We start from the raw sequence: 17,034 nt of genomic DNA on the forward strand, positions 1-17,034 counted from the left end.
AGGCATCCCGGAGAGCGGAGAGCAGTCCATGGACACAGCGGATAAAGGCGAACCGGAGGTGGTGTGCTGGCGAGACGGCGCGCTCGACGGCGCCTGTCTCGCGATCGCCCGCTACGGCGATCACAAATTCGACCGGCATCTGCACGACGAACTCGTTATCGTCATGACGCAAACCGGTGCGGGTCAATGTCATACGCGCACCGGCACCGACGTCGCCGGACCTGGCAGCGTGCTCGTGTTCGGACCGGGCGAGTATCACAGCGGCGAGGTGTGGGAAGGACGCGAATGGAACTATCGCGCCATCTATCTCGACATGGAAGGACTGGGGGCGCTGGGCGCGGTGTTTTCTCCCGACTCGCGTGACGACACACCGCTTCTGATTCCGCCTGGGCTCTATCAGGATGCACACCTTGCCGGTCTGCTGACCAAGGCGCATGCGAGCCTCGACGAACACGGCTCGGTCCCGATGATGGAGCGGCAGGCGAACTGGTGGGCCGCGATGGGGATGCTGGTCGGGCGCTATGGACAATCACGGCATGAACTCGGCGAGGTACGCCGCGAAGCGCGCAAGATGGCGCAAGTGCGTGAGTATGTCGCCGCCAACTATGAGCGCGATATCCCGGTCGACGAACTCGCTGAACTGGTGGGGCTCAGTCGCTATTACCTCACGCGTGCCTTCTGCAAGGAGTTTGGACTGCCACCCCACGCTTATGCGACCCAGGTGCGGCTGCTCGCGGCTAAACGCATGCTGGCGGCGGGGCATGGCGCGGCAGCGGCTGCCGCGGCCGTGGGGTTTTACGATCAGAGCCATCTCAACCGGCTTTTCAAGCGTGCCTATGGGATCACACCAGGGACGTATGCGGCGCTGAAGCCCGGGCATTAGGGCCGCGCGTTGCCGGCACGCTGCGTTTCAAGTGTTGCTCAAGAGGAGAAACCCGGGTGTCGGGCACACCATCGGGTAAGCTCTGATATGAAAAAACATCTCCGTAACTATGCTCGTTTAATCTCGATTCATCAGATAGTCCAGTGATTGAGATTTAGACTTCCGCTTAATGCCCGATTCCTGATCACCGCCTTGCCGGTGAGTGTCATTCGAACGTCAATTATTTGAAAGTAATTTAAGGCGAGATATTGGCGGATTTTTACTTGCTAATTCGGTAGCTATGGGGATGCCATGATATACGAAAACTGCAGGCTAAAATTGGGTGTCAGGCCGATCCTTGCCATACTGATTGGCACAGGCTTTCTCAGTGGCTGCAGCATCGACCCGCTAACTAAAGTTCCGCAAGTCCTCCCGACGGAGGCAGGCGCGAAAACCTGCACCGCACCTTCATTCAGCATAATGGGAATTCCCGCCGGATCCGAGCAGAGAAATGCGCTGAATGTATTGGACAAGACTCACGCGCTAAGCATCGATCAGGTTAAATCAATTTCTCTAATGCATCTGAATGCGCTAAAGGCCAATGTTCAAACTACGCAAGACAAACTTGCCAATCTGGACAAGTCTCTACCTGCGGCGCTTAAGACTAACAGGGTCGTGCATAACGTTGCGCAATTAATGGTCTATCAGTCCCTGCTCACAACCGATGACTTTGTTACTAAGGCCCCGCCGCTTGAGACGCAGGTTGGGAAGCTTCTTTCGCCGGAGTTTCAGGATTCGCCGACCTACCTCGTTCAGGCCGACGAAGTGCAGGCACATGCCTTTATCCTTGACGCGTTGAATAAAACGAAACCGGACAAATTAACGACCAGTAGCCTGACCGGTAAGAGCGACTTCAAGGAATTTCTTGATGCGTTGGCTTCTCCCAACGGAACAGGGCAACAGCGCGTAGTGGAATATGAGTCGTACTACTACAACGGGAATTTCGTTGACAGGTTTGGTACGAAATTGCAGAAGCCAACGTTGTCTTTAACGGTATCCGACCAGGAAATGAGCGGGGCGCTCACTGCGTTTCTCGAAGCAATCGCCGATGAGCTTTTCAGCACGACACCGGTATGGGTCGGCACAACCTATTCATTCAAAAATAATAAAGCAACGCCGGTTGACGCTGCCACCATGGCGGCGGGTCTCCAGGATGCGATCGCCAGCAGCGCTCCCGCCGGAATTACGATTGGAAGCGTAAGCGGCACGAGTTTCACATTGACGTCGACCAAGGCGGGTACCGGATTTATCGGTGCCGCGGTTCTTGGTCAGGAGGGCGAAAATGAAACAATTGTCGACACGGTAACGACAAAGAATGACGACGGTAGCAGCGGGAATAAAAAGGCAGCTCAAGTCGATACGATAACACTGGGGTTACCGGGGACCGGCCTCACTCCTTTTAAACATGAAGACACGGTTTTCGAAACCGTGTCAGGCAATACCTACTATCCGGGGGGCACCGCGAATGAACCCAGTTTTGCTGTGTACGCTGCCAGCAATCATGTAGCCGGCGGTGGGCAGGCGCTGCTGGTGCCGTATGGCTGCGGCATGACCAGATTGAAGGCCGACGCACTGGGTTATCTGTCCGGCAAAGCGGCAACGTGGGCCGCGGGCGAGTCTGGGCTCATACTAGGTTCGGCAGGTGGCGCGAACATCGGCTTGCCCATCGTTCTGGGCAAGCTTTCGATTGGCGACAATAAGACGCTACAAACGCTGGTTCAGACAATCCTGTCCGTTGCTGCCCGGCGGGCGGTGTTCGAAGCCGCAATCCCCGTTCTATGGAAGATCGATCAACCGGCGGATTGGACGATCACCAATCTTATCGATAACCTGGTGTTCAAGTCGCCATTGCAATGACCCGAACCCCCGCCGTGCGCAATCCCGGGCGAACGGCCATACGCATCACTCAGGAAGCGCAACGTCCTCGATCAGCGCCGACTGTACAGCGCGAATCCTGCGATCGACGAAGTAACCGCCGCCTTCCGTGTAGCGCAGATAAAGCCGGCTGCACAACGTGCACTGCCAGAGCGCACAACGGTTATACGGGAAGTAGCGCGGCGCGATAGGGGCATCGTCCGACCAGTAATTCGTTTTGCCCGGCAGATACTCGCTGAACGTGGGTTCCGGATCGTTCTCCGGCGCGAGCGTGCCGATTTCCTTGAACTGCGTTTCGTCGAGTGAAAGCGGCTGCGATTGCCAGCCGTCCAGCGGTGTTCTGGTACACGCGCAGGGTGCGGCCGTGCGCTGCTCCGCACGTTGCGCGAGTTCGAGGAGCGTTGCAGCGTTCAGATATTCCGCCATGAATTTCGCCGTGAGTTGCGCCGTGAACTGAGCCGTGAGCTGTGCCGTCAATCGCGCCATCAGGCACACGATTCCTGCAGGGTTGAGCCGATGATCCGGCCGCGACTCGTGAGACGCGGCGAACCATCCGCATCATGCCCGCTCCGGCGCCGCGCGTGAAGTCAGTTGTTCATCATCCGGTCGCGCTGCGGCACGACCCATGAACGGTCGAAAGATCCATTGGCGATCGACGTCAACGCCGCCGTTTCCTTCGCATGTTGCCGCCGTGCGCCTTCGATCACCGCTTCCACGTCGGCGGGCGAGATCGCGAGCAAACCGTCTTCATCGCCCACGATGATATCGCCCGGATGAACCACCATTCCGCCGACCGTGACCGGCACGTTAATCTCACCCGGGCCGTTCTTGTACGGTCCCCGATGCGTCACACCACGCGCGTACACGGGGAAATCGCGCTGACGCAGCGCGCCGACGTCGCGAATCGCGCCGTCGATCACGAGGCCTTGCACGCCCAGGCTCTCGGCGAAGCTGGCCATGATCTCGCCCATTAGCGCCTGGGTCAGTTCACCGGCGCCATCGATCACCAGCACATCGCCCGGCCGGCAAAAGTCGAACGCGCGATGGATCGCGAGGTTGTCGCCGGGGCGGGTATGAACCGTGACCGCGGTGCCGGCCATCGGCCGAGGTTGATGATACGGCCGCAAGCCGACCATGCCGCTCGCGCGCGCCATGTTGTCGCTGAGCAGCGAAACCGCCAGTTCACGCAAGGCGTCGAGCGTTGCCGGGTTTGCCTGAGGCGCGGATTCATATTCGCGCCAGCCGATGGGGTTGGTTGCGGAATTCATACTGTTGCTCCCTGCATGCGCAATTGCTGCTCGAGTTGATGGGACAGCCGCGGGTACACCGTGCGGGCGTTGTCTTCGTAGATACGTTGACGATCCGCGGCGCTGAGCCATTCGATTGCGTCGATGTAGCGCCGCGTGTCGTCGTAGTAGTGGCCGGTTTCCGGATCGATACCCTGAACCGCGCCGATGGTTTCCGAGGCGAACAGAATGTTCCCGACCGGAATGACTTTCGCGAGCAGTTCGGCGCCGGGCTGGTGGTACACGCAAGTATCGAAGAACACGTTCTTCATCAGATACTCGCTGAGCAGCGGCCGCTTCATGTCCTGGGCGAGCCCGCGATAGCGACCCCAGTGATAGGGCACCGCGCCACCGCCGTGCGGAATGATGAGGCGCAGACTCGGGAAGTCGGCGAACAGATCGCCCTGCAGCAACTGCATGAACGCGGACGTGTCGCCGTTGATGTAATGCGCGCCCGTCGCATGAAAATTCGGATTGCACGACGACGACACGTGAATCATCGCCGGCACGTCGAGCTCCACCATTGCTTCATAGAGCGGATACCACGAGCGATCCGTCAGCGGCAGCCCCGACCAGTGTCCGCCGGACGGGTCCGGATTCAGATTGCAGCCGACGAAGCCCAACTCCTCCACGCAGCGCCGCAATTCGGCGATGCAATTGGCCGGGGCCACGCCCGGCGCCTGCGGCAACTGGCACACCCCGACGAAGTTGCGCGGAAACAGCGCAACCACGCGATGAATCAGGTTGTTGGATTCACTCGACCAGACCGCGTTGGCCTCGGCCGTGGCGAGGTGGTGTCCCATGCCGGCGGCGCGCGGCGAAAAGATCGTGAGGTCGGTGCCGCGTTCGCGCTGGATGCGGATCTGGCCGTTTTCGATGCTCTCGCGAATTTCGTCGTCGGTAATCACGGGGCGCGGTGGCGGCGAGCCGCCGTCTTTCAGCGCGGCGATCTGCTGCGCGCGCCAGGCCTCGTGCTGCGGCGGCGAGGTGGTGTAGTGACCGTGGCAATCGATAATCATGATGTGAAAAACCCGTTGGGTGTCCTTGTGAATGCTTCCATCAGGCGCGCCGGGCGGGGTCGCCTGCCGCGAGCGAGGCGGTTTCGTCTTCGGCCGGCGTGACGCGCATCACGAGTGCGATGATCGTCGCGACCACCAGAAACGCCGCGATGGTCAGCAAGGCCAGCTTGAAGTTGCCGGTCGCATTGCGTACCAGCCCGATGCTCCATGGACCGACCAGGCCGCCGAACTGCGCGATGGTGTTGATCAGCGCAATCGTCGCGGCGCCCGCGGCGCCGGTTCTGAACGACGACGCGAGACTCCAGAACAGCGGGTTGCCCGCATAGATGAACAAACCGGTGAGGCACAGCAGCGCGTAGGCGATCACGGGGTTCGGCGCGTACGCACTGCCGGCAATCGCCAGCGCGCTCATGCCGTACACGAACGCGAGGTGCTTCTTGCGGTCGCCGGTGCGGTCGGAACTGCGGCTGATCAGGAAGGTGCCCAATACGCCGAGCAGCGGCGGCGCGGCGGACAGAAAGCCGACCTCGATGTTGCTCAGATGGCCGAGACTCTTGACGATCTGCGGCAGCCACAGGAACAGGCCGTAAATGCCGACCAGCGCGCAGCCGAACAGACACGCGAGACTCCATACGCGGATGTCGCTCGCCACGCGCAGCAGCGGGAAATGCGTGTTGCCGCCAACGGTCTCGCGTTCGGCGGCGAGCGTCGATTCGAGCCAGTGTTTTTCGTCGTCGGAAAGCCAGCTGGCGTCGGCCGGACGTTCGGTCATGATGCGCAGCGTCAGTAGACCGAGCGCCATTGCCGGGATGCCTTCGAGGATGAACATCCATTGCCAGCCCTGCAAACCGAGAACGCCGTTGGCGTAGGTCATCAACGTCGTCGAGATCGGGCCGCCCAGCACCGCCGAAAACGACCCGGCGATGATGTAGCCGCCCACCGCGCGAGCCCGGTAACGCTGCGGAAACCATTTGGTCAGATAGACCGCCACGCCCGGCAAAAGCCCTCTTCCATCACGCCCAGCAGAAAGCGCAGGACATAGAAACTCGAATCGTTGAAGACGAACGCGGTGGCGGCCGCGACCGCGCCCCACGTCAGCAGAATGCGCGCGATCCAGCGGCGCGCGCCGACCCGATGCAGCAACAGGTTGCTCGGCACCTCCAGCAGCATGTAGCCAAAAAAGAAAATGCTGCCCGCGAAACCGAACACCGCCGGACTGAACCCCAACTGCTTGTTCATGTCCAGCGCGGCAAAACCGATGTTGATCCGGTCCAGGTAATTGAAGAACATCATCGCGAAGAGCAGGGGCATTAATCGCCCGTACACTTTGCGCATGGTCGCGGCTTCGTTGAATGAGGTCATGCTGTCTCCTACCGTGCTGCGACGGCCTGGGCCGTGGCAGCGTTCTTATGGCCGGCCGGATCGAACGCCGGCCGTGTCCCGTTGGCCGCGCGTTTGACGGCGGACTGCCGAGGCCGCTGCTCGTGTCTTTATGGGTCGATGCGACCAGGAACGGGCGGCGGCTGGAGCAGGAACTTCATGATAAGAACGCTCGGAGCGCGAGTCCAAGATTGCTTGCTTATGCTTGTATAGGTTTTTGCTTATAGTGCGGCATCAGCAAGCGGGGCGGGAAGGCAGGTGAGGAAAGCACGCAGATGGGGCGACGCGTCGTCGGTGCGAAACGTGGCCGCGAGCGTCGATCGGTACGCCGAACCGGGACCGGACAGGTGGCGGAACACGACGTCGGTGCGTCCGTGCCGCGCCACCGATTCGCCGATGAACGTCACGCCGAGACCGGCTGCCACGAGTGCGATCGCGGTCTGTATTTCATAGGCCTGGTGAGCGACGAGCGGGGTCACGCCCGCATCGCGATAGAGCGTCTGCACCGAGCGTTTGAACTGCGCGTTCTGATGCTTCGGATACAGAATCAATGGCGTATCGGCGAGATCGGCAATCCGCACGGTCTTGTGCGCGGCAAGCGGATGGCCCGGTTCGAGCGCGACCATGACACGCTCGCGCAGCAGCGGATAGGAGGTGCAGCCGTCAACCGCCAACGGCTGCCGCCCGATGCCGATGTGAATACGCATGTCGCGCAACGCATCGGTCTGTTCCTCGGTAAGCAACTCGAAGAGTTTGAGTTCGACCTGCGGGAATGCCTTGTGAAACGCCTTGAGCGCGGGCGGCAGGATGCTGTACATCGACGAGCGCGTGAAGCCGATGCCGAGCCAGCCGCGCCGGCCGACACCGATCTCCTGCGTGGCAAGGGTCGCCTGTTCCAGCGAACCCAGTATCTGACGCGCTTCCGTGCAGAGATAGTGGCCGGCCTCGGTCAGACTCAGCGGGCGTCGTGCCCGATCGACCAGTTGTGTACCGAGCCGTTCTTCAAGCGAGCGGATCTGCTGGCTCAGCGCCGGCTGTGCGATATGCAGCCGCTCGGCTGCGCGGCTGAAATTGAGCTCTTCCGCCAGAATCACAAAGCACTGTAAAGCCCGAAGATTCATACAGGTGTCGTCCCGCTGTCGGCCGACGGCCGATGAAATAGGGTGTAAATCACATCGAGGAGCCATGCAATGCCCGGGTCCGCCGAGAACTGCGAGTGCGAATGGACCTGAATCTCGATAGGCGGCAGGGAGAACGGCAAGGGCAGAATGCGAAACGCCTTGTTGCGGTTAAAGCGTTGCGCAATGCTCCTCGGGAAAATGACCGCGAGATCGGTATGCTGAACGATCTCGGGCGCCACCACAAAATGCGGCAGGCGCAAGACGATATCGCGGCGCAAATTCAACTCTTCCAGCCATTGCTCCACCATCCTGTGCCCGGTTGCATTGGTGCTGGCGTAGACGTAGCGCAAGCCCGCGAGGTCTTCCTTGGTCGGTTTCTGCTTGCGTAGCGGGTGGCCTGCCCGCACCACGCAGACATGTTCGTCGACGAACAGGGTTTTGCTCACGCAGCCCGGATCGAGGCCCGGCACATAGCCGAGTGCCAGATCGACCTTGCCGCTGCGCATGGCGGCGCTGACCGAGTCCACCGGGAAGTTCGCGATCTCGATGCGGATGCCACGCGCGTTCTGCTCGAGCATGGTGAGTAGCGGCGGCAGAAAATAGAACTCCGACATGTCCGACATGGAAACGTGAAATACACGTTGTGCGGTGGCGGGGTCGAATTTCGCGAGTTGCTGCACCGCCTCGTTGATGATCCCGAACGCCTGCGTGAGCGGCGCGTGCAAGCGCAAGGCGGCGTCGGTCGGCACCATGCCGGTGGGCGTTCGAACGAACAGCGGGTCATCGAACAGGATACGCAATCGGCGCAGCGCATGGCTGACCGCCGGTTGCGTCAGGTTGAGTCGCTCGCCCGCGGCGGTCAGGCTGCGCAGATCGGAGATGGCCAGAAACACGCGCAGCAAGTTCAAATCCGTAATGCCGGGATGCGACTTTGTCATGACGTTCCGAGCGCGGCAATGAGGGGTGTTTATGTCGGCTTCAGATTACCGTAAATGCTGTGCATAGGGAAATGCGGGGTGGGCCCGCTGTACGGCGGAAATGCGTTGAAATCCTGCTTCATGTGGGCGCGGATCGGCGACGCCAATGCCGCGGCGAGCGCTTCGGAATCGTCGAAGACGACCTTGTTACGCTGCATGGCGGTGGCGTGCGCAATCGTCAGACCGGAGCGGAAATCGAGCCGCGTGTAGATTTCCAGCTCGCGAATCCCGGGCAGTTGCGCCATTAACGGGGGATGGTGGATGAGGTAGTGCGTCAGCCATGCGTTGAAATCTTCCGCTTCGCCTTCGTAGCTGACGAGGTAGGTGCATCGTTCGGCGCGAGGGTTGGCGTCGCCAGAATCCGGTGTGGCGAATGGCCTGACGGCCATGACCTGCTGTGCGAACGTGAGGTCGTGTTCGGTAACGTTTTTTAGGCGATCCACGATTCCGTGCATCGCGCCGGTAGTTTGAAGCGCTGTTTCGAGTAGACCGAGATCGTCGAAATACCATTGCAACACGCACTGTGGGCCTGACGCGTGGGTCTTCGATTGCGGATCGACATGTGGCGATTCTGTGGGCAGATGGATCACAAAACGCGTCAACCCCTGTATTTCCCGCGATGCCGTTTCGAGCCACGACGTGTCGGTAGGCCGCCGCGCTTTGCCCGTGTCGTCGCAGTGGGCCAGAAGAAAGAAGCAGACTTCCACGCTTACCTCGCGCTATGCGCGTGAGCGCATGGGGTTGCCGCTGGCGGTCGCACCAGGCGATGAAACTGCCGCCCGAAATAAATCAGCCCGTCACCGTCGGATCGCAGCGCAATGTGCCGGATCTGCACGAACATCACGGAGTGCGAGCCAACCGTCTTGATGTCGACGATTTCGCCTTCCAGACTGGCAATCGCATCCGAGAGAACGGGCACCGAAGTCTGTCCGCTCGTCCATGCGTGACGTTCGAACCGCTCGTCCATCGAACCCGCTGTCATGCCGGCGAAATCCTGCGCGAGCGCCTGGTACTCGGCGGCGAGCACATTGATGCACACGTTGCGGTTGCGATGAAGGATGTCGTGCGCGTAGCTGGCCTGATTGATACAGACGAGCATGGTCGGCGGCGCGTCGGTCACCGAACACACGGCGCTCGCGGTGATGCCGCAGCGGCCGCCTGGGCCGTCCGTGGTGATGACGTTGACGGCGGCCGGCAGGCACGCCATGGCGTCGCGGAAACGCTTTCTGGTGTCTTCGATCGTCACGGTGTCTGCCTCGCGGTGGTGGAGTGCGGGTTGCATCAGGGGGATCAGGGATAAGGCGTGACCGGCGGCACGCCTGCGAACAGCGCGCCGGATGCGTCGTAAGTGCCTTCGCCAAGAAACGCGTGCTGGGTCACGACAATCGAATCCCGCACCAGACGCTGCAACCGGTTCTCGCGATAGATCGCTGCGATACCCGCCATCTGGTAAGCCTGCATCACGACCTCGGCGCAGACTTGCGCGGCGTGCGTCGCGCTCAGACGCAGCAGGTTGGCCTGTTCCTGCGTGACGGGGTCGCCGGCGACGATCGTTTGCCATGCGGCTTCCGCGGATTCGTAGAAAAACGCGCGGGCGCTGCGCCAGTTGGCCTCGGCTTTCGCAAGACCTGCGCGGTAGTAGGCGCGGTCCGCGAGACGCGGCGCGCCGGTGGTGGTTCGGGTTGAGCCGGACATGCCGGTCAACTGATCGAGCGCTGCGCGCGCGAGGCCGACATTGACGGCGGCGTGCACTTGCGCCTGATAGGCGACGGCAGGATAGCGGTAGAGCGGTTCATCGATCAACGGCTTGCCGCCGCGCACAAACGTCCATTGCGCGTCGACGAATTTGTCGTGCAGCCGCAAGTCGTGGCTGCCGGTGCCCTGCATGCCGACCACGTTCCAGCTCTCGACAATCTCCACCTCATGAGCGGGAAATACGGCGGTGAAGGGCTTGCCGGCGTCCGCATCGCCCGAATTGGCAGGTGTGCCACCGATCCCCACACCGATCCAGTCCGCACCTTTGCAGCCGCTGGCAAAGTGCCATTGGCCGCTGACCGTGAAACCGCCGGATACCCTGGTGGCCGGTTGCAGCGGATAGAGGCCGCCGGAGAAGACCTGGTCCGGGCCGGTGGCGTAAATGTGCTGCTGCGTTTCGATCGGCAGCGAGGCGAGATACGTGTTCGCCGAGCCGAACGCGGCAACCCAGGCGGTCGAGCCGTCCGCGATGGCAATGCGTTCGAGGATGCGCAGGAATTGCGACGGCGGCAATGCGTCGCCACCGAAACGCTGCGGCGTGCTCGCGCGGAAAATCCCCGCGCGTTTCATCTTTGCAACCATGTCGCGCGGAACATGCGACACCTGATCGAATTCGTCGCGGCGGCGCTCGATCTCGACGATCAGCGCGTCGAGCGGAAGGGGACCTGCGTACTCAGGGTAAGGATCCGCGTGATCGATCGCGCGAGGTTCGTAGGCGTACGTCGAAAGACTGTTGCTTTGAAGGCTTTGCATGATGACAGCGTAGGGAAATGAATGAGGGGTTGAGGACGTGACGTCGGCCGCGCGTCAGGCGTTGTCCTGCTCTTTGCGTTGCGCCTGAAGCCGCAACGCTTTGGGAAAGGTTTCAGGTGCGAGACACGTCGCGAGCACGGTAATCAGGCCAAGTACGACGAGGTAGATGGCGACAGGCGCGGCGCTGCGGTAATGGGCGAGCAGGGCAGTCGCGACCATCGGCGAGAGTCCGCCGCCGAGTACCGACGAAATCTCGCGGCCGATACCGAGGCCCGAGAAGCGCAGATGGACTGGCAGTAGTTCGCTGATGAAGGCGGGCTGCGCGCCTTCCAGAATGCCGAGCGTGATGCTGTTGGCGAGCACGAGTGCCGCGATGACCTTCCACAGCACGCCGGAGCCGAGCAAGGTGAAGTACGGATACGCGACCAGCACCATCGCAATCGCGCCGGCGAGATAGACCGGCTTGCGGCCGATTTTGTCGGTGAGACGTCCCATCAGCAGCGAAACGGGGATCATCAGCAGCATCGATACGGTCAGGCCACCGAGCACCCAGCTTGATTTGATGCCGACGAACTGGCTGTAGGCGATCGAGAACGCGAAGAAAATGTAGGACGCGGCGCCTTCGCCGAAGCGCAGACCGAACACCGTCAGCACTTCGCGCGGACATTCACGCAGCACCTCGACGACCGGCATGCGGCTGTCGCGGCGCGTGGCCTTCACTTCGGCGAACTCCGCGCTTTCGTCGACGGAGCGGCGCATCCATAGACCGAGCGCCACCAGCACGGCGCTGCACAGGAATGGCACGCGCCAGCCCCAACTGTGGAAATCGGCAGGCGACAGCGTCTGCGCGAACAGGAATGCAGCGGTGGACAGCACGAAGCCGAACGCTGCGCCGCACGGGCTCCATGCCGCCAGCGCGCCGCGTTTCGAGGCCGGCGCGTTTTCGTGAATCAGCAGGATGCTGCCGCTCCATTCCCCACCCGCCGCGAGACCTTGCAGGATGCGCAGCAGCACGAGCAGGACGGGCGCCGCGATGCCGATTTGCTGGTAGGTCGGCAGAAGGCCCATGCAGACGGTGGCGGTGCCCATTACCAGCAGCGTCAGCATCATGACGGTCTTGCGACCGTAGCGATCGCCGATATGGCCGCACAGCACGCCACCGATGGGCCGCGCGATGAAGCCCACGGTAAAGCCGCCGAACGCCGCGATCGTGCCCGTCAGCGGATCGCTGCCGACCGGAAAGAACAGCTTGCCGAACACCAGGGCGGCGGCGGTTCCATAGAGAAAGAAGTCATACCATTCGAGGATCTGGCCGAGCACAGCGGTCGTCACCGCGCGACGAACCTTGCTGGTCGGAATAGCAGCGGGCAGAGGAGAGAGAGCGGCGGTCGCGTCGGCGTTCATGGCATGGGCAAGGTCACGAGGTTGAGGGTTCCGCGTCCCAACTATGCTGATCGACGGGGGCGGCGCTACGAATCCGGCAGGCATGGCCGAACCATAGGGCCGCGAGAAAACCCGGTCAAATTAGGGACAAAAATGAGCGTCATGAATGGGATGCATGACGAGGGAGGATGCGCGGGAGGTGGCGTACTGGGGCGGCAATCACGACCCGTACACGGACCCTGCTTGGGACAACTGAGGGAGATTGGTGTGCCGCTCACCGGTTTCGATGCGCCGACATTCGACTGCTACGGGACGTTGATCGACTGGAGGAGGGAGATGGGGGAGATCGACTTCCGCCTTACCAGCATGGCCGATCTCGTGAAGCGGTATCAGAAACCCATCAATCCAGACCGCCCTGACACATGTACTTGATCGACATGTAATCGTCGAGCCCGTACTTCGAACCTTCGCGGCCATAACCCGATTCCTTCACGCCGCCGAACGGTGCGGCTTCGCTCGACACGGCACCCTCGTTGATGCCGATCACGCCCGCTTCGAGCTGAGCCGCGACGCGGTGAATGCGCCGCACGTCCTGCGTGTAGAAGTACGCAGCGAGGCCGAACGGCGTGTCGTTCGCGAGGCGAATCACGTCGGCTTCTTCATCGAAGCGGAACAGCGGCGCGACCGGCCCAAAGGTTTCTTCGCAGCACACGAGCATGTTGTCCTGCGTATCGATCAGCACGGTCGGCGCATAGTAGTTCGGGCCGAGTTCGGTCAAGCGCTTGCCGCCGGTCAGCACTGTTGCGCCGTGTTTGACGGCGTCTTCTACGTGCCGGGCGATCTTGTCGATCGCGCGTTCGTTGATCATCGGGCCGATCTGCGCATCCGGGTCGGTTGCGGGCGCAACCTTCAGCGCGGCGACACGTTTCGCGAGCAGATCGGCGAAACGCGCGTACACGCCGGATTGCACATAAACCCGGTTCGGGCACACGCAGGTCTGGCCGCCGTTGCGGAATTTGGCGGCCATCAGACCGGTGACCGCGGCGTCGAGATCCGCGTCGTCGAACACGATGAAGGGCGCGTTGCCGCCCAATTCCAGTGACAACTTCTTCAGCGTGCCGGCCGATTCGCGGGCAAGATGCTTGCCGACCGGCGTGGAGCCCGTGAACGTGATCTTGCGCACGCGCGCGTCGGCGAGCCAATCGGCGACCGCCGCAATCCCCGCTTCACGCGAAGCCGACAGCATGTTCAGCACGCCGTCCGGCAAACCGGCCTCCTGGGCGAGCGCTGCCAGCGCGAGCGCGGTGAGCGGCGTGTCTTCCGCGGGCTTGGCCACGACCGTGCATCCGGCGGCGAGCGCGGGCGCGATCTTGCGCGCAATCATCGCCAGCGGGAAATTCCACGGCGTGATTGCCGCGACCACGCCGACCGGTTCCTTCACCGCGCTCATGCGTTTGCCGCGCTGTTGCTGCGGGATCAGATCGCCGTAAATGCGCGTCGCCTCGTCGGCGAACCAGGCGACGTACGACGCACCGTAGGCGACTTCGCCACGGCTTTCCGCGAGCGGCTTGCCTTGTTCCATCGACATCAGTCTCGCGAGGTCGTCCGTATTGGCGACGATCAGCGCGTGCCAGCGGCGCAGAATCTCGGCGCGTTCGCGCGGCAGCTTATCGCGCCATGCGGGGAAAGCACGGGCCGCGGCGTCGGTGGCGGCGCGCGCGTCCGAGGCGTTACTATTCGCGACTTCGACGATCAATGCGCCGGTGGCCGGGTTGGTGACGGGAAAGCGGGCGCGCTCGGCGGCGTCGGTCCACTTGCCGTCGATCAGGTTTTGCGGGCGAATCAGATCGTGGCGAGTCAAGGCGAGAGACATTGGGGCTGCTCCTTCGGGGTGCCCCTCCAAGAGGCGAGGGCGGGTCGTCGATGCGGCGGCGCGGCCGCGCACACATACGGTCGATTCGGGGCGATTCGGGTCGATCCCGTTCGACGGGTAGATTGATGCTACGCGCACGCCGCAGTCGATGAAATCATCCCATGGGTGCATGGACGGTGCGGGAAGCGTTTTTTTCAGGCTGCCACAGCATTTTCTGCTGTGGCAACGGTGGCGCGGGTCAATTCGTCTGCGCGCCCGGCACGAGATGAATGCGTTTTTCGGTGGCGGCCTCGACGGCCGCACGCGAATAAAGCAACGGGAAGTACTGGCCGTCGAGCCACATCTGCGCAAGATCGCGATAGTGCGGGCTGTCCGGATCGCCGGATTCGCCCGGCAGGTTCACGGCGCGCGAGTTGTCCCAGTTGCCGACGTCGACGATGACCCGGAAAGACGGCCCGTTGGTCTGCCGGAAGTCGCTCGCGCGATAGGTCGACTGATTCGGCGTGTAGGCGCTTCCGCCTTTACCGAGCGGTCCGACGTTCAGCTTGGCGCGCATGCCGGCATCGACGAGATCGGCAAACGGATGCGCGTTCAGGTTGGTTTGCAGTTTGCCCCACTGCCAGCGGCTCGCGTCCGCGCCTTGCAGTTGCACCATTTCGCGGTAGGCGTCATGCAGGCTCGCCAGCATCACGGCGTCGCGTTTCGCCTCGGCGTTCTCGCCAAAACGTGCCTGGGGATGTTCGAGGGAATCCAGCATCACGGCGGTATCCGGTGCGCCGAACGACGCCGCGGCAGCCTTCGTCAAGACCGCGTTCTTGAACGCGCTGCCGAGATGCCGGCTGAGCCACACCTCTTCGAGCGCGGCCTGCGCGGAATCGGCCCGCATCTGCGCATCCCAGCCCTTCAGCATGGTGAGGGCAGCGCGCGTGTCCGGGTCGTCGCTCGTGAGCGGCGTGAGGAGCGCGACGAGGCGCCGGGCCGGGATCGATTCAATATCGTTCTGCAAGCGCTCGGAGTCCTCAATCGACACCTTGGGCAGCGCCTTGAGCACCTCGTCGATACGCTGATGCCGCGAATCGTTGGTCCATTCGAAGCCGAGTTTGCGCTCGGCATTGGGATAGTCCGCAGGCAGGTTCATCTCGTTGGAGGTTGTGACATAACCGGCTTTCGGGTTGTAGGCCGAAGGCATGTCGTCGCGTGGCCAGAAGCCGGCCCATTCGTAACGGCCGTCGCCTGGCACGGGCATCAGGCCGTCCCAGTTCGGACGCTTCGGTGCGAGACCACTCGGCACCCAGCCGATGTCGCCCTGCGTATCCGCATACACCTGATTGACGGTTGGCGCGCCCCACGTCGATAGCGCATCCTTGAACTGCGCGAAATTTTTGGCGCGCATATAGCGTACCGAATCGAAATACGGCGACATGCCGGGTGCGAGCCATGCCGTGCGTACGGCGAACGCGCGGTGCTTCGTGTCTTCGGTGTAGATCACCGGACCGTGCCGGGTGAACGCCAGATCGGCAACAACGGGTGCGCCGCCGCGCACGGCGATGGTCTCGCGCACGATATGCATCGGCTCCCAGTGACCCCGGTAGCGATACTCATGCGGATTGGCCGGGTTCAATTCATAGACGTAGAGGTCCTCCTGATCGATGTTGAAGATCGTCAGGCCGAACGCGATCGCGCCGTTGTGCCCGATCGACACGCCAGGCGCCGAGGGCTCGCCACCGCCGATGATGTCGAGCGTCGGCGTGCTGATCTGCTGGATATAGCGCAGGCTCGGTGCCGCGTACGCGCGGTGCGGATCGTTCGCCATGATCGCGCGGCCGGTGGCCGATTTGTCCGGCGCGATGACCCAGTTGTTGCTGCCTTCGGTGGCTTCCTCGGGATTGTCGGCGGCGGCAATGACGGTGGTCGAGGCGTCCGCGCTCTTCAACGACTCGCGGGTTACGCGAACGTTCTGCGTGGCGAGTGTGAAGACTTTCAGCACGTCGTCCGGCAAGCAGGGATCGAGCCCTTCGGGCATCTGCGGCTTCCACGCCGGCTGCAAGCCGAAGCGGACCGAGTCGGCGTCGAGCGAGCCATTGCAGGCCACCTTCGCGCGCGCAACCTCGCTCGTCAGGTTACGCGTGAGGCCGTGGCTGCGAATGCGCACGACGTCGTCGGCCGACCACCTCGCCGGCCAGTAGCCGACTTTGCGAAACTCATAGGGCATCTGGTCCGGATGCGCCGCAAGCCAGTCGATGTACGCATTCACGCCGGCGGCGAAACGCGTGGCCACGGGCCTGGCGTCCGGGCCGTAACGTTTCCATTCGGCGTTCATGTCGCCACGGTAGAGAAAGAGTCGCGTGGCTTTGTCCTGCTCGACATACGCGGGACCGAATACCTCGGCGAGTTCGCCGAGGCCGCGGCGGCGCCATAAATCGATCTGAAAGAGACGGTCGCGTGCCGCGTTGAAACCCTGAACGAAAAAGGCGTCGGCTTCATTCGCCGCGAAGATGTGCGGCACGCCCCAGTGGTCGATGAGAATGTCGGTGGGGTGCGCAAGGCCTGCGAGTGTGATGGTCTGCACCGGCACTTCGTCGGCGCTGGCGGCATGGCATGTGAGTGCGGTCAATCCGGCCCACGCGATGGCTGCTGCGAGCTTGCGTCCTGTCTGCATGTCTCCTCCGGTTGATTGTCGACGCGGTGTG

At 62.4% G+C, this 17,034-nt stretch carries 13 protein-coding genes and 1 pseudogene; 2 read left to right on the forward strand and 12 right to left on the reverse strand.

What is annotated here, in order from left to right:
• The first annotated feature begins 28 nt into the window (after positions 1-28).
• Together PQR67_RS18355 and PQR67_RS18360 are read left to right on the forward strand one after the other, a co-directional pair.
• Positions 29-883: an AraC family transcriptional regulator gene (locus PQR67_RS18355; RefSeq protein ID WP_408462058.1), complete on the forward strand. Its 855-nt coding sequence runs from the start codon at positions 29-31 to the stop codon at positions 881-883.
• Positions 884-1,174: 291 nt separating this feature from the next.
• Positions 1,175-2,779 carry a hypothetical protein gene (locus PQR67_RS18360; RefSeq protein WP_408462061.1) on the forward strand — a complete coding sequence of 535 codons (1,605 nt, stop codon included), beginning with the start codon at positions 1,175-1,177 and terminating at the stop codon, positions 2,777-2,779.
• A 45-nt stretch (positions 2,780-2,824) separates the two neighbouring features.
• Here PQR67_RS18360 and PQR67_RS18365 read toward each other — a convergent pair whose 3' ends face one another.
• From PQR67_RS18365 to PQR67_RS18420, 12 genes and pseudogenes are all read right to left on the reverse strand, one after another.
• Positions 2,825-3,223 (reverse strand): hypothetical protein, encoded by a 399-nt coding sequence (locus tag PQR67_RS18365; protein WP_408462178.1) that lies wholly within the window; start codon positions 3,221-3,223, stop codon positions 2,825-2,827.
• Between the two features lie 161 nt (positions 3,224-3,384).
• Positions 3,385-4,065: an RraA family protein gene (locus PQR67_RS18370; RefSeq protein WP_408462064.1), complete on the reverse strand. Its 681-nt coding sequence runs from the start codon at positions 4,063-4,065 to the stop codon at positions 3,385-3,387.
• Entirely contained in the window at positions 4,062-5,102 is a 1,041-nt protein-coding gene (locus PQR67_RS18375) for an amidohydrolase family protein (protein WP_408462067.1), read from the reverse strand. The genes PQR67_RS18370 and PQR67_RS18375 overlap by 4 nt, the downstream gene beginning before the upstream one ends.
• 40 nt (positions 5,103-5,142) lie before the next feature.
• Positions 5,143-6,464, reverse strand: a pseudogene (locus tag PQR67_RS18380) (MFS transporter).
• 239 nt (positions 6,465-6,703) lie between these two features.
• Positions 6,704-7,603, reverse strand: a complete 900-nt coding sequence (locus tag PQR67_RS18385) for a LysR family transcriptional regulator (RefSeq protein WP_408462070.1) — start codon at positions 7,601-7,603, stop codon at positions 6,704-6,706.
• A complete protein-coding gene (locus PQR67_RS18390) occupies positions 7,600-8,541 on the reverse strand; it encodes a LysR family transcriptional regulator (RefSeq protein ID WP_408462073.1) in 942 nt (313 codons plus the stop codon). Before PQR67_RS18390 ends, PQR67_RS18385 begins: the two co-directional genes overlap by 4 nt.
• Before the next feature lie 29 nt (positions 8,542-8,570).
• Positions 8,571-9,287, reverse strand: a complete 717-nt coding sequence (locus PQR67_RS18395; RefSeq protein ID WP_408462076.1) for an EthD family reductase — start codon at positions 9,285-9,287, stop codon at positions 8,571-8,573.
• 2 nt (positions 9,288-9,289) lie between these two features.
• Positions 9,290-9,862 carry a 4-hydroxyphenylacetate 3-monooxygenase, reductase component gene (hpaC, locus tag PQR67_RS18400; RefSeq protein ID WP_408462079.1) on the reverse strand — a complete coding sequence of 191 codons (573 nt, stop codon included), beginning with the start codon at positions 9,860-9,862 and terminating at the stop codon, positions 9,290-9,292.
• An 8-nt stretch (positions 9,863-9,870) separates the two neighbouring features.
• Positions 9,871-11,088: an acyl-CoA dehydrogenase family protein gene (locus PQR67_RS18405; RefSeq protein WP_408462082.1), complete on the reverse strand. Its 1,218-nt coding sequence runs from the start codon at positions 11,086-11,088 to the stop codon at positions 9,871-9,873.
• Positions 11,089-11,142: 54 nt separating this feature from the next.
• Positions 11,143-12,492, reverse strand: coding sequence for an MFS transporter (locus PQR67_RS18410; RefSeq protein ID WP_408462085.1), 1,350 nt, complete (start codon positions 12,490-12,492; stop codon positions 11,143-11,145).
• A gap of 379 nt (positions 12,493-12,871) precedes the next feature.
• Positions 12,872-14,344 (reverse strand): NAD-dependent succinate-semialdehyde dehydrogenase, encoded by a 1,473-nt coding sequence (locus tag PQR67_RS18415; RefSeq protein WP_408462088.1) that lies wholly within the window; start codon positions 14,342-14,344, stop codon positions 12,872-12,874.
• A 238-nt stretch (positions 14,345-14,582) separates the two neighbouring features.
• Positions 14,583-17,003: a penicillin acylase family protein gene (locus tag PQR67_RS18420; protein ID WP_408462091.1), complete on the reverse strand. Its 2,421-nt coding sequence runs from the start codon at positions 17,001-17,003 to the stop codon at positions 14,583-14,585.
• Positions 17,004-17,034 lie beyond the last annotated feature (31 nt).

Origin of the sequence: Paraburkholderia fungorum, from assembly GCF_046026025.1 — a bacterium.
Lineage (GTDB): Bacteria > Pseudomonadota > Gammaproteobacteria > Burkholderiales > Burkholderiaceae > Paraburkholderia > Paraburkholderia fungorum_E.

Coding starts and splice junctions, on each gene's coding strand:
- PQR67_RS18355 (WP_408462058.1), top strand. CDS start 29: ATGGACACAGCGGATAAAGGCGAACCGGAGGTGGTGTGCTGGCGAGAC.
- PQR67_RS18360 (WP_408462061.1), top strand. CDS start 1,175: ATGATATACGAAAACTGCAGGCTAAAATTGGGTGTCAGGCCGATCCTT.
- PQR67_RS18365 (WP_408462178.1), bottom strand. CDS start 3,223: ATGGCGGAATATCTGAACGCTGCAACGCTCCTCGAACTCGCGCAACGT.
- PQR67_RS18370 (WP_408462064.1), bottom strand. CDS start 4,065: ATGAATTCCGCAACCAACCCCATCGGCTGGCGCGAATATGAATCCGCG.
- PQR67_RS18375 (WP_408462067.1), bottom strand. CDS start 5,102: ATGATTATCGATTGCCACGGTCACTACACCACCTCGCCGCCGCAGCAC.
- PQR67_RS18385 (WP_408462070.1), bottom strand. CDS start 7,603: ATGAATCTTCGGGCTTTACAGTGCTTTGTGATTCTGGCGGAAGAGCTC.
- PQR67_RS18390 (WP_408462073.1), bottom strand. CDS start 8,541: ATGACAAAGTCGCATCCCGGCATTACGGATTTGAACTTGCTGCGCGTG.
- hpaC (WP_408462079.1), bottom strand. CDS start 9,862: ATGCAACCCGCACTCCACCACCGCGAGGCAGACACCGTGACGATCGAA.
- PQR67_RS18405 (WP_408462082.1), bottom strand. CDS start 11,088: ATGCAAAGCCTTCAAAGCAACAGTCTTTCGACGTACGCCTACGAACCT.
- PQR67_RS18410 (WP_408462085.1), bottom strand. CDS start 12,492: ATGAACGCCGACGCGACCGCCGCTCTCTCTCCTCTGCCCGCTGCTATT.
- PQR67_RS18415 (WP_408462088.1), bottom strand. CDS start 14,344: ATGTCTCTCGCCTTGACTCGCCACGATCTGATTCGCCCGCAAAACCTG.
- PQR67_RS18420 (WP_408462091.1), bottom strand. CDS start 17,003: ATGCAGACAGGACGCAAGCTCGCAGCAGCCATCGCGTGGGCCGGATTG.